The 12,731-nt window shown below is 68.8% G+C and carries 8 protein-coding genes; 2 read left to right on the top strand and 6 right to left on the bottom strand.

Going from position 1 to position 12,731, the window contains the following annotated elements; all coding sequences use genetic code 11:
* Positions 1–123: 123 nt before the first annotated feature.
* From mdoH to ACTJLF_RS21755, 6 genes are all read right to left on the bottom strand, one after another.
* Positions 124–2,136, bottom strand: coding sequence for a glucans biosynthesis glucosyltransferase MdoH (mdoH, locus tag ACTJLF_RS21780; protein ID WP_126182554.1), 2,013 nt, complete (start codon positions 2,134–2,136; stop codon positions 124–126).
* A gap of 405 nt (positions 2,137–2,541) precedes the next feature.
* Entirely contained in the window at positions 2,542–3,930 is a 1,389-nt protein-coding gene (locus ACTJLF_RS21775) for a sigma 54-interacting transcriptional regulator (protein ID WP_019656806.1), read from the bottom strand.
* A gap of 64 nt (positions 3,931–3,994) precedes the next feature.
* Complete coding sequence (locus ACTJLF_RS21770) at positions 3,995–4,654, bottom strand: hypothetical protein (protein ID WP_019656807.1); 660 nt, start codon at positions 4,652–4,654, stop codon at positions 3,995–3,997.
* A gap of 61 nt (positions 4,655–4,715) precedes the next feature.
* The gene (locus ACTJLF_RS21765) at positions 4,716–6,143 is read right to left on the bottom strand and encodes a sensor histidine kinase (RefSeq protein WP_019656808.1); all 1,428 of its coding nucleotides are present in this window, start codon (positions 6,141–6,143) and stop codon (positions 4,716–4,718) included.
* Positions 6,143–7,492 (bottom strand): tRNA (N6-isopentenyl adenosine(37)-C2)-methylthiotransferase MiaB, encoded by a 1,350-nt coding sequence (gene miaB, locus ACTJLF_RS21760; protein WP_126182556.1) that lies wholly within the window; start codon positions 7,490–7,492, stop codon positions 6,143–6,145. Before miaB ends, ACTJLF_RS21765 begins: the two co-directional genes overlap by 1 nt.
* A 90-nt stretch (positions 7,493–7,582) precedes the next feature.
* Positions 7,583–8,044 carry a hypothetical protein gene (locus tag ACTJLF_RS21755; RefSeq protein WP_126182557.1) on the bottom strand — a complete coding sequence of 154 codons (462 nt, stop codon included), beginning with the start codon at positions 8,042–8,044 and terminating at the stop codon, positions 7,583–7,585.
* 250 nt (positions 8,045–8,294) lie between these two features.
* On the opposite strand from ACTJLF_RS21755, the gene ACTJLF_RS21750 reads away from it, so the two are divergent.
* Together ACTJLF_RS21750 and ACTJLF_RS21745 are read left to right on the top strand one after the other, a co-directional pair.
* The gene (locus tag ACTJLF_RS21750) at positions 8,295–9,479 is read left to right on the top strand and encodes an efflux RND transporter periplasmic adaptor subunit (protein WP_126182876.1); all 1,185 of its coding nucleotides are present in this window, start codon (positions 8,295–8,297) and stop codon (positions 9,477–9,479) included.
* 55 nt (positions 9,480–9,534) lie between these two features.
* Positions 9,535–12,693 (top strand): efflux RND transporter permease subunit, encoded by a 3,159-nt coding sequence (locus ACTJLF_RS21745; protein ID WP_019656812.1) that lies wholly within the window; start codon positions 9,535–9,537, stop codon positions 12,691–12,693.
* Positions 12,694–12,731: the final 38 nt, after the last annotated feature.

Here is a 12,731-nt window from a genome sequence, read left to right as displayed (position 1 = left end):
TGGCGCTCCTGTGGATCGAAGGGATCCGTGGGTGGATGAAAAGAAGTCGGCGATTCTAGCCACGCGCCATGAAAAAAAGCCGGCCCAGGGGCCGGCTTTTCGAGGCGGTGTGTCTTCAGCGCATCAGGCGGTGGCCAGCGCTGCCGGGCGAGCCAGGCGCAGCGCGTGCATCCATGCACGGCGCAGCACGGCCGGCGAGCGCGATTCCTCGGGAATCAGCAGATAGCCGCGGTCACGCAGCGTGGTGCCCAGCGCGATCTGGCTGGTCAGCACGGTCAGCGGGATCGCCAGCAGTAGCGGCAGGCCGACGGGCATGAGCCACACCAGCGCGCTCGGGTCGATCATGGCGACGCCAACGGCCAGCAGCGCGATCACCAGCGTCATGGGAGCCAGCTGCGAGGCAGCGACCTTCCACGGCACGGCGGCGGCTTCACGCGGGGGCGACTTCCAGTCGAGCTTGATGCCCGTGAGGGCGACCAGCACGAAGAGCGAGTGAGCCAGCATGCGCACCGGTGCCTGAACGATGGCCAGGCCGGCTTCCATCACCGAGCTCTTCACCAGGCCCCAGAGGCCACCGTACTGGCGCTGCTCGCCGCGCATCAGCACGGCGGCGATGCCCAGCACGCGCGGCAGGAACAGCAGGCACAGGGTCCAGACCCACAGGCCGGCCAGTTCGGCCGGCAGCACGCTCCAGCTGGAGACCAGGCTCGAGCCGCTCAGCCACAGGGCCGTGCCCAGCGTCAGGAACGCGAGCCACAGCGGGGCCGAGACGTAGGCCATGGTGCCGGTCACGAACATCGCGCGGTGGACCGAGTGGATGCCGGGCTCTGCCATCAGGCGGGCGTTCTGCAGGTTGCCCTGGCACCAGCGGCGGTCGCGCTGGAGTTCGGCCAGCAGGTCCGGCGGTTGCTGTTCGTAGCTGCCGACGAGGTCGGACACCAGCCACACGTTGTAGCCGGCGCGGCGCATCAGAGCGGCTTCGACGAAGTCGTGCGACATGATGCCGCCCGACATGCCGCCGGTGCCCTTGATGGGAGCCAGCGCGCAGTGCTTCATGAAAGGCTCGACGCGGATGATCGCGTTGTGGCCCCAGTAGTGCGACTCGCCCAGTTGCCAGAACTGCATGCCCAGCGTGAACAGGCGGCCCGTGACGCGCGAGGCGAACTGCTGCGCGCGTGCGTGCAGGGTGACGTGGCCGATGGCCTGCGTCGCGGTCTGGATGATGCCGGCGGTGGGGTTGGCTTCCATCAGCTTGACCATCGAGGTCAGGCAGTCGCCGCTCATCACCGAGTCGGCGTCGAGCACGACCATGTAGCGGTAGTCCTTGCCCCAGCGGCGGCAGAAGTCGGCCACGTTGCCGGCCTTGCGGTGCGTGCGGCGGGTGCGCAGGCGGTAGTAGACCTCGACCTGCGGCTGGTTGGGGCTTTCGGCCAGCGCGGCGCGCAGGTCTTCCCAGGCGGCGCGCTCGGCGGCTGCGGTCTCGGGGTTGTAGCTGTCGGACAGCACGAACACGTCGAACTGCCTGGCGTGGCCGGTGGCCGCGACCGATTCGCAGGTGGCGCGCAGGCCGGCGAACACGGTGGCCACGTCCTCGTTGCAGATCGGCATGATGATCGCGGTGCGCGCCTCGGGGTTCATCGGGTGGTGGGCCACCTGCTTCGCCGAGAGGGAGTACTTGTCACCGCGCACGGAGACGTAGAAGCCCATGAGCGCCGTCACGAAGCCGGTCACGACCCAGCCCGAGAGCAGGCCGTACAGGCCGATCTGGCCGTATTCGAGCCAGAGGTTGTCGTAGTCGGGCTGCACGCTGGCGAAGAGCGAGGACGCGATCACGGTGCTCAGCAGCGTGAGCATCATGAAGGCGAAGCGGCGGCGGGCGGCGGCGCGCTGCCAGGGCTGCTTCGTTTCGTTGGCGGGGTGAGCGCCGGCTTCGGCGTCACGGCCTGCGCCGAGCTTGACCAGCGCTGCCGTGCCGAGGCTGTTCCAGAAGCCGCGCCAGGGGCGGGGCGTCATCGAGCCGCGGTTGATCGGAGGAGCGGTGACCGAGTTGGGATGGCGTTCCTCGCGGACCGGGCTGCGGCGCGAGAAATCGGTGTCGGCCAGCACGTTCAGTTGGGAGAAGTCGTTCGGCTTCATGTGATTTACCAACGTTGCTTGTCGATGGAGGAGGGGGTGTCGCCAATGGCCGGAAGGCGCTTGAAGACACAGTCGGAAGAGGCGCCGCCGGCGCTTGCGAGCGCGGCCAGCGAATGCCCCGCGGCACGGGGCCGCGAGGAGGAAAACTGCTTTTGACGCAGGCCGTCGCGCTGCTGGCGCAGTGCGAAAGAAGGGCTGGTAAGTGCTGTCATGCCGGTACAGGGGCAAACCCTGTGCCAGGCTGGAAAAACGCTTTCAGATCAATGACTTGGCGGTGATCCGATGCATTTTTCGGGCTGGAGCGTCGCTGAAGTGGCTCCAAACCCACGATTTTGTCGCCGAATCCCGACAAGCCTGGATTGCCGGTGGGCTTTGCTCAATGAAATCAACGACTTAGCAGCGTCGCTACTCGGCGACAGGGTCCCCGCCGCCAGCGACAGCGTCCGCCTTGAAGTGGCCCGGGGTGAGTTCGTGCTTCTGGAGCAGCCGGTAGAACTCGGTGCGATTCCGGTCAGCGAGGCGGGCCGCGTCGGCCACGTTCCCGTCCGTCAGTTTCAGCAGGCCGACCAGGTAGTCGCGCTCGAAACGCTGCTTGGCCTCGGCGTAGGTCTGCACCTCGACCGTCGGCACGCGCAGCGCCCGCTGCACCAGCGCTAGCGGGATCAGCGGCGAGCTCGACAGCGCGCAGACCTGTTCCACCACGTTGTAGAGCTGGCGCACGTTGCCCGGCCAGGCGGCCATGGTCAGCGCCTTCAGCGCTTCGGGGGCGAAGCCCGAGAGCCGCTTGCCGTACTTGGTCGACAGGCGCTGCAGGAAGTGGTTGGCCAGCAGCGGGATGTCTTCCCGGCGCGCCGACAGCGGCGGCAGCGTCAGCGTCACCACGTTCAGGCGGTAATAGAGGTCTTCGCGGAACTGCCCGGCCTCCATCGCGGCGTCGAGGTCGCGGTGGGTGGCCGAGACGATGCGCACGTCGACCTGGATCGACTGGCTCGCGCCCAGCGGCCGCACCGCGCGCTCCTGCAGCACGCGCAGCAGCTTGACCTGCAGGGCGGGCGGCATGTCGCCGATCTCGTCCAGCAGCAGCGTACCGCCGTCGGCCTGCTGGAACAGGCCCTTGTGATTGGCGTGGGCGTCGGTGAAGGCGCCCTTCATGTGGCCGAAGAGTTCCGACTCGAGCAGCGCCTCGGGGATGGCGCCGCAGTTGACCGCCACGAAGGGCTTGTCGGCGCGCGCGCTGGCCTTGTGGATGGCGCGCGCGAGCATCTCCTTGCCGGCGCCGGAGTCGCCGCGCAGCAGCACCGAGGCGTCCGACTTGGCGACCATGCGCGCCTCGGCCAGCAGCTCGGCCATGCGGTTGCTGCGGCTCACGATCTCGGAGCGCCAGCTGTCGTCGCCGGCCTTGCTGGGCGTGGCGGCGGGGGCGCCGAGCGCCAGCGCCTGCGCGATCTTCTCGAGCAGCTCGCGGCCGTCGTAGGGCTTGGTGAGATAGGTGAAGACGCCGCGCGCCGTGGCCTCGACCGCATCGGGAATGGTGCCGTGCGCGGTCAGCAGGATCACCGGCAGCGAGGGATGGCGCTTGCGGATTTCGTCGAAGAGCTGCAGGCCGTCGCGCCCGGGCAGGCGCACGTCGCTCAGCACCAGTTGCGGATGCTCGATCTCGAGCTGCGTGAGCGCGGTCTCGGCCGAGGTGACGGCCGTCACCTGGTAGCCCGCCGAGCTCAGCCGCATCGAAAGCAGCCGCAGCATGTCCGGGTCGTCGTCGACCACGAGGAGGCGGGCGCCGGTAGTGCTCATCGAAGAATCTCCATGCTTGGCGCTGCGGTGCTGCGGGCTTGCCTGCGGCGGCGCTGCAGCACGCTTATTGGCTCGGCTTGCTGCCCGCAGGCGGCGCGGCCGGTGCCGGGTTCATGTTGGGCCGCGCGAAGCTGCGCTCGATGGCGCGCAGCGCTTCGATGCGGTCGTTGAGCTGGTCGATGCGGCGCTGGCTGTCGCGCAGCTGCTGCACCTGCCTGTCGCGGTCGTCTTCCACGCGGCGCTGCTCTACGTAGCGCGCGGCCAGCGCGCGGGCCAGCGGCTGCAGCGGCTGCGCCTCGGGCGCGGGGTTGGCGATCACGCGCTGCAGCAGGCCCAGCGCGCGCGCCAGGTCAGCTGGAACGCGGGTCTGCGAAAGCAGCAGCGCCAGCTGCATCTGCACCGTGGGCGAGTCGCCGGGGTCGCCGATGCGGGCGATCTCGGCGCTGAGGTCGGCGCCGTTGAGCGGGCGCACCTTGTCGGCGTACGACAGCATCGAGGACACCGGGCCCTGCAACATCGTCGAGAACAGCGACGCGGCGGGCTGCGTGGCCGGCGCCCTGGGTTCGGCCTCCACCGGCATCACGCGCGGCACGACCGGCGGGGGCGGCAGCGCTTCGGCCTCGGCGGGCGGCTTGGGCTGCGAGGCGCAGGCGGCCAGCAGCAGGATGAAAGGCACGGTCATCGCCCCGGCGAAGGAGGAGCGGCGGACGAACGGAAAAGACATGGGTCGAAGAAGGACGCGAGGCGTTCGGACGGTGTGTTCTGGAGAGGGGAAGCCGGGGTGGTCAGGCCGTGCGCGGCAGCTCGATGCGGAAGTGCGCACCGGGACCGCCGGGCTGCAGTGTGATGCGGCCCCCGTGGGCTGCAATGTACTCCTGCACGATGGAAAGTCCGATGCCCGTGCCCTTCACGGTGTGTTCGGGCTGGCGCTCGCCGCGGAAGAAAGGCTCGAAGATCCGGTCGCGGTCCCCCTCTGCGATGCCCGGCCCGGCGTCATTCACGTCGATGTGCACCGCTTCCGGTGTCTGCGACACGGTCAGCGTGATGACACCTCCCGTTACCGAAAAGCGGATGGCGTTGCTCAACAGGTTGGCGATGGCGGTGCCCAGCTTGGCGCGGTCGACCGTGACGGTGACCGCTTCACCCTCGGCACGCACCCGCAGGCCGTGCGACTGCCACTGCAGGCGCTGGCCCTCGATCTGCTCCTCGATCAGCGGCAGCAGTTCGGTGCGTTCGCGGCGCAGTTCGCGTGCCTCGAAGGCGGCGGCGTTGAAGCGCAGCAGCGCCTCGATCTGGCCCTGCAGCGCCACGGTGTTCTGGTTGAGGATCTGCGCCACTTCCAGCTGCGCCGGGTTCAGCGGCCCGGTCACGCCGTCTTCCAGCAGCGACACGCCCTCGCGCAGCGCGGCCAGCGGCGTCTTCAGCTCGTGCGACACGTGGCGCAGGAAGCGGGCCTTGTCGGCGTCGAGCTCGGTCAGGCGCAGGCGCAGCCATTCGAGCTGCTGCGACACGCGACGCACGTCGGCCGGGCCGCGGATGTCGATCGGCTCGTCGAGCCGGTTCTGGCCGAGTCCGACGATGGCGTGCTCCAGCCGCTTGAACGGCCGCGCCAGCCAGATGCCGAATGCCAGCGCCAGCGAGACCGCCAGCACGCTCGCGGCCACCACCTCGCGCATCAGCCGGCGGCGCGCGTTCTCGATGCGCCTGGCCAGCGCGTCGTTCTGCGTCTCGATGAGGAACTGCGCCTGCTGCGCGATGTTGGTGTTGAGCGCGTCGAGCTCGCGGAACTGCATCGCCATCGTGCTCTCGCGGGCCAGGGCGCTGTCGGCGCTGCCGCTCATCAGGCCCTCGATCACGCCGAGCTGGGTGCGCCACATCTCGATGCCGGCGGGCGGCAGGCCGTTCTTCTCCAGGCGCTCGAGTACCTGGTGCGCCTCGCGCGCGGCGTCGTCGAAGCGGCGGCGCAGCACCGCGTCGTTTAGCACCAGCGACTGGCGCCCGGCGCGCTCCATCGCCGCGCTGCGCTCGGCCAGCGACTGCGAGGCGCCGGACAGGCGCAGCGCGCGCGCGGCCGCGTCGCGGCTCTGGGTCATGAGCGCGTCGTACTGCAGCACCGAGCGAATCGCCACGCCCACCAGCAGGGCGGTGATCAGCAGGAAGGCGAAGAGCAGGAGCTGCTGGAACGAGCCCCGCATGGATGGACGCTTCGCCATCAGTGCTGGGCGAGCGCCATCGGCGATTCGTTGGTGACGACCTCGCCGCGCAGCGTGTAGGCCAGCGAGCGGGTGATGCGCAGGTCGGCCATCTGGCCCACCAGCCGCGCATCGCCCTCGAAGTTGACGACGCGGTTGCAGGCGGTGCGGCCCATGAGCTCGGTTGCGTCCTTGCGCGAGGCGCCTTCCACCAGCACGCGCTGCGTGGTGCCGACAAGCGCCTGGCCGAAGCGCTTCACGTTGGCGTCGATCACGCCCTGCAGCTTCTGCAGGCGTGCGAGCTTCACCTCGTGCGGGGTGTCGTCGTGCAGCGCGGCCGCCGGCGTGCCGGGGCGCGGGCTGAAGATGAAGCTGAAGCTGGCGTCGAACTGGCAGTCGTCGATCAACTTCATCATCTTGTTGAAGTCGTGCTCGGTCTCGCCGGGGAAGCCGACGATGAAGTCGCTGCTCAGAGCCAGCTCGGGGCGGATGGCGCGCAGCTTGCGCACCGTGCTCTTGTATTCCATGGCGGTGTAGCCGCGCTTCATGGCCATCAGGATGCGGTCGCTGCCGTGCTGCACCGGCAGGTGCAGGTGGCTCACGAGCTGCGGCACCTTCGCATAGGCCTCGATCAGGCGCGGCGTGAACTCGTTCGGATGGCTGGTGGTGTAGCGGATGCGCTCGATGCCGGGAATCTCGGCGACGTATTCGATGAGCAGCGCGAAGTCGGCGATCTCGGCGGTGTCGCCCATCCTGCCGCGGTAGGCATTCACGTTCTGGCCCAGCAGCGTGATCTCGCGCACGCCCTGGTCGGCCAGGCCGGCGATCTCGACCAGCACGTCGTCGAGCGGACGGTTCACTTCCTCGCCGCGGGTGTAGGGCACCACGCAGTAGCTGCAGTACTTGGAGCAGCCTTCCATGATCGACACGAAGGCGGTCGCGCCTTCGACGCGCGCGGGCGGCAGGTGGTCGAACTTCTCGATCTCGGGGAAGCTGATGTCCACCTGCGGTCGGTCCAGGCGCTCGCGGTCGCTCAGCATCTCGGGCAGGCGGTGCAGGGTCTGCGGGCCGAACACGATGTCGACATAGGGCGCGCGCGCGATGATGGCCTCGCCCTCCTGGCTGGCCACGCAGCCGCCGACGCCGATCTTCACGCCCTTGGCCTTCAGGTGCTTCACGCGGCCGAGGTCGGAGAACACCTTCTCCTGCGCCTTCTCGCGCACCGAGCAGGTGTTGAACAGGATGAGGTCGGCCTCGTCCACGTTCTGGGTGGGCTCGTAGCCTTGTGCGGCGTTGAGCACGTCGGCCATCTTGTCCGAGTCGTACTCGTTCATTTGGCAGCCGAAGGTCTTGATGAATACTTTTTTCATGGGGAGCTCTCTCTCGCGGCCCCTGCCTTAGGCGGGGGCACGGCGGCCGGGCGCGCGGCAACCTGCCGCGCCGGCCGTCTTCTTGCTTGCTTACTGCGTGTTGAGGGTGTCGTTCGAGGTGAACGGCCAGACGTTCAGGAACGGCTTGTTCAGCGATTCGCGGCTGGCGGTGGCCTCGGTCGGCGTGAGGATCCACACCTCGCGCAGCAGCCCGGCGGCGTCGCGCGTGTAGTTGACCAGGTACTTCTGGCCGATGATGGCCCCGGGCATGACCAGCATGTTCTGGTCGCTGCGGATGCGCGCGCCGGCGCCCAGGCGGTCGGGCTTGCCGTCGAGCTCGACGTCGGGTGCGTTGGTCACCATGAACTTGCCGCGCAGGGTGCCGACAGGGAAGACGCGGCCGCCCACGATCGACTCGTTCTGGGTCTGGGGGCGGGGGACTTCGTCCTGCGCGCTGGCGGCCAGCGGGAAAAGGCCTGCGGCAGCAATGGCTGCTGTGCAAAGCGCTATGGAAGTGAGAGCATTCGTGGGTTTTTTCTTGCAGCGGTTCATGGGGTTCATCCAGAGGCTGTGGACCGGCGATTTTAGCGATGGGCCCCTGTCCGCCCGTGCCGGCCGCAGCGAGTAGTGCGACTTTCGGTTGACCTGCTTTACATTTCTTTACGGGACCCGTGATCGCCAGGAGTCGGCCGCTGATCCAATAGCCATGTCAGCCCAAAGTGCACAAGAACCCATGAAGAAAAATGTCGCCGTCGCCCTCGGGGGCGTGTTGATCGTAGCCGTCGCGCTCGGGTGGTGGAGCATGTCTGGGGACAAGTCCGCCGCCCAGACGGCCAAGGCGCCGGGCGCCAAGGGCGGCGCCCCGGCGGGCGGCGCGCCCGCGCTGGTGACGCTGGCCACGGCGAAGAAGCAGGACGTGCCCGTGACCGTGCAGGTCAACGGCAGCGTGGTCTCCCTCAACAGCGTCGACCTGCGCCCGCAGGTGACCAACACGGTGAGCGCGGTGCACGTGAAGGAGGGCCAGTTCGTCAAGGCGGGCCAGCTGCTCTTCTCGCTCGACGACCGCAACGACCAGGCCAACCTCGCGCGCGCGAAGGCGCAGCAGCAGAAGGACGAGGCCACGCTGGCCGACCTCGAGCGCCAGTACAGGCGCAGCCAGGAGCTGGTGGCCCAGAACTTCATCGCCAAGAGCGCGGCCGACGCCACGCTCTCGCAGCTCGAGGCGCAGCGCGCCGCCGTGGCGGCCGACCGCGCGGCCGTGCAGTCGGCGCAGGTGGCGCTGGGCTATGCCACGCTGCGCGCGCCCATCGCGGGGCGTATCGGCGCGGTCAACATCTACCCGGGAACGCTGGTGCAGCCGACGCTGTCGCTGGTGACCGTCACGCAGCTCGACCCGATCGCCGTGAGCTTCCCCGTGCCCGAGGCCAACCTGCAGGACCTGCTGGAGGCCGCGCGCTCGCGCTCGAAGGTCGAGGCCGTCGTCCCCGGCCGCAGGGAGCCGCTGACGGGCACGCTCGACTTCGTCGACAACACCGTCGATCCGACCATCGGCACCGTGCGCGCCAAGGCCGTGTTCGGCAACCCCGACCAGAGCCTGTGGCCCGGGCAGTTCGTGGCCACGCGCATCACGGTGCGCACGCTCGGCGGCGCCACGGTGGTGCCGGCGGCGGCGCTGATGATGCTGTCCGACGGCGCCTCGCTCTACGTGGTGGACGAGGCCAAGACCGCCACGCGCCGCAAGGTGAAGGCGCTGCACACCTTCGGCACGCAGGTGGCCGTGAGCGGCGTCGAGCCCGGCGAGCAGGTGGTGATCGAGGGCAGCCAGAACGTGCGCCCGGGCGGCAAGGTGCGCGTGGACGAGAAGGCACCGGCTGCCGCTCCGGGTGCGCCGGGCGCGCCTTCCAACGGCACCACGGGCGTCACGCCCGGCAGCGCGGCGTCATCCGACGGCACCGACGCCAAGCCGCCGCGCCGGGAACGCGCATGAGCCGCCGGGCCGCTCCGAAGGCGAATACCGCAGCGCGAAGCGCGGAGGTCGACCGATGAACATCTCGGAACTCTGCATCCGACGTCCGGCGATGACGGTGCTGCTGTCCGCCGCCGTGGTGGTCATCGGCATCTTCGCGTACTTCAGCATCCCCGTCGCCGCGCTGCCCAGCTACAACACGCCGGTCATCAACGTCAACGCGCAGCTGCCGGGGGCGAGCCCCGACACCATGGCGTCTTCGGTGGCGCTGCCGCTGGAAAAGCAGTTCTCGACCATCCCGGGCCTGCAGACCATCAGCTCGGTGAACACGCAGGGCGTGACCTCGCTCACGCTCGAATTCGTCAGCAGCCGCGACATCGACGCCGCGGCCGTCGACGTGCAGGCAGCGCTGCTGCGCGCCCAGCGCCAGCTGCCGCAGGAGCTGACGCAGCTGCCCTCGTACCGCAAGGTGAACCCGGCCGACGCGCCGGTGCTCTTCATCGCGCTGATCTCGCCGTCGATGAACCCGTCGGAGCTCAACGACTACGCCGAGAACCTCATCTCGCCCACGCTCTCGACCATCGACGGCGTGGCGCAGGTGGGCGTGTACGGCCGCAAGGCCTTCGCGGTGCGCATCAAGGCCAACGCCGACCTGCTCAACGCGCGCAACATCACGCTCGACGAGCTGGCCAAGGCTGTGAACACGGCCAACGCCAACACGCCGGTCGGCGTGCTCGACGGCCCGCGCCAGACGCTCACCATCCAGGCCAACCGACAGCTCATGAAGGCGGCCGATTTCGCCAAGCTGATCGTCGGACAGCGCAACGGCTCGCCGGTTCGCCTCGACGAGGTGGCGACCATCGAGGACAGCTTCGAATCGGTGAAGACCGCCAGCAGCTTCAACGGACAGGATTCCATCTCGCTGGCCGTGCAGCGCCAGCCCAACGCCAACACCGTGCAGGTGGTGGATGCGGTGCGCGCGCTGATCCCGCGCTTCAAGGCGGAGCTGCCGCAGTCGGTCGAGATCCAGATGGTGAACGACCGCTCCATCTCCATCCGCGAGGCGGTGCACGACGTGCAGCTCACGCTGCTGGGCACCATCGCGCTGGTGGTGCTGGTGATCTTCCTGTTCCTGCACCGGCTGGTGGCCACGCTGATCCCGGCCGCGACCATCCCCATTTCGCTGATCGGCGCGGTGGCGCTGCTCTATGCCTTCGGCTACAGCCTGGACAACATCTCGCTGCTGGGCATCACGCTCGCGGTGGGCCTGGTGGTGGACGACGCGATCGTGGTGCTGGAGAACATCATGCGCTACGTCGAGAAGGGCATGGACCCGTTCGCCGCGGCGCTGCGCGGCGCGCGAGAGGTGGGTTTCACCATCGTGTCGATCTCGATCTCGCTGGTGGCGGTTTTCATCCCGATCTTCTTCATGCCGGGGGTGATCGGCCTGCTGTTCCACGAGTTCGCGGTGGTGGTGGCGCTGGCGGTGCTGGTGTCGGCGGTGGTGTCGCTCACGCTGGTGCCGATGCTCGCGAGCCGCCTGCTCAAGCAGGTGCCGCGCAAGGAAGGCGCGCTCGACCACGAGGAAGAGCATCCCGAGCCCGGCACCGCCATCGGCCGCGCCTTCGAGCGCGGCTATCGCAAGGTGCATGCGACCTACATGAGCACCCTCGACTGGACGCTGGGGCACCGCAAGGTGATGCTGCTGATGGCGGCGCTGACCTTCGTCGTCACCGGCTGGCTGTTCGCGACCATCCCCAAGGGCTTCTTCCCCGAGGAGGACATCGGCCAGATCCAGATCACCACCGAGGCCGCCGAAGACATCTCCTTCGTCGCCATGAAGGCGCTGCAGGACCGCGTGGCCGCCGCGCTCAAGGACGATCCGAGCGTCGACTACGTGAGCTCCTTCGTCGGCGTGGGCGGGCCCACCGCCACGCAGAACTCGGGCCGCCTCTTCGCGGTGCTCAAGCCGCGCAGCGAGCGCCCGCAGATGTCGAAGGTGCTCGAGTCGCTGCGCCAGCGCTTCCGCGAGATCCCGGGCATCGCCGTCTACATGCAGCCGGTGCAGAACCTGCGCCTGGGCGGGCGCCAGAGCAAGGCGCGCTTCCAGTACACGCTGCAGAGCGTGAACGCGGGCGAGATGGTGCCGTGGGCCACGCGGCTCATGGAGCGCATGCGCGCAGACCCCGACTTCCGCGACGTCACCAGCGACTCGCAGAACCGCGGCCTGCAGGCCACGCTCGACATCGACCGCGACAAGGCCGGCGTGCTCGGCGTGGCCGTGGGCGACCTGCGCACCGCGCTCTACAACGCCTACGGCGACCGCCAGATCGGCAGCATCTACGGCCCGAGCAACACCTACCAGGTGATCCTCTCGGCCGCCGACAACGACCGCCAGTTCGAGGAAGACGTCTCGCGCCTGTCGGTGCGCAGCACCACCGGCAAGCTGGTGCCGCTGTCGGCCTTCTCGACCGTCAAGCGCACCGTGGGACCCACCGCGGTGAACCACCAGGGCCAGCTGCAGGCGGTGACGGTGTCGTTCAACCTCGCGCCCGACGTGCCGCTGGGCAACGCGACCGCGAAGATCGACCGCTTCAAGGAAGAGCTGAAGATGCCCGCGTCGATCATCACCACCTACGGCGGCGATGCGGCGGTGTTCCAGAGCTCGCAGTCGAGCCAGGCCGTGCTGCTGGTGCTGGCGGTGCTGGTCATCTACGTGCTGCTGGGCGTGCTCTACGAGAGCTACATCCATCCCATCACCATCCTGGCGGGCCTGCCTTCGGCCGCAGTGGGCGCGCTGATCTCGCTGAAGATCTTCGGCTTCGACCTCACACTGATCGCCACCATCGGCATCCTGCTGCTGATCGGCATCGTGAAGAAGAACGCGATCATGATGATCGACTTCGCGCTCGAGGCTCAGCGAACCGAGGGCATGAAGCCGGTTGACGCGATCCGCGAAGCCTGCCGCCTGCGCTTCCGCCCCATCCTGATGACCACGCTGGCCGCGCTCATGGGCGCGCTGCCCCTGGCCCTGGGCCTGGGCGCAGGCGCCGAACTGCGCCAGCCCCTGGGTGTGGCGGTGGTGGGCGGCCTGATCTTCTCGCAGGTGATCACGCTGTACATCACGCCGGCGATCTACCTCGCCCTCGACCGCTACAGCGGCACCGGCCCGATGGTCGACCTGCCGGGTGAAGCGCAGGCCGAGGTGGCCCACTCGCAGCACTCGCACGCCTGAAGGCGGGAGCGGCAGCCGAACACACAGGTAAGACAGGA

It is taken from the genome of Variovorax sp. 22077, assembly GCF_052044195.1.
Taxonomy (GTDB): Bacteria; Pseudomonadota; Gammaproteobacteria; order Burkholderiales; family Burkholderiaceae_C; genus Variovorax; species Variovorax atrisoli.
This window is presented reverse-complemented; position numbering and strand designations above follow the sequence as displayed.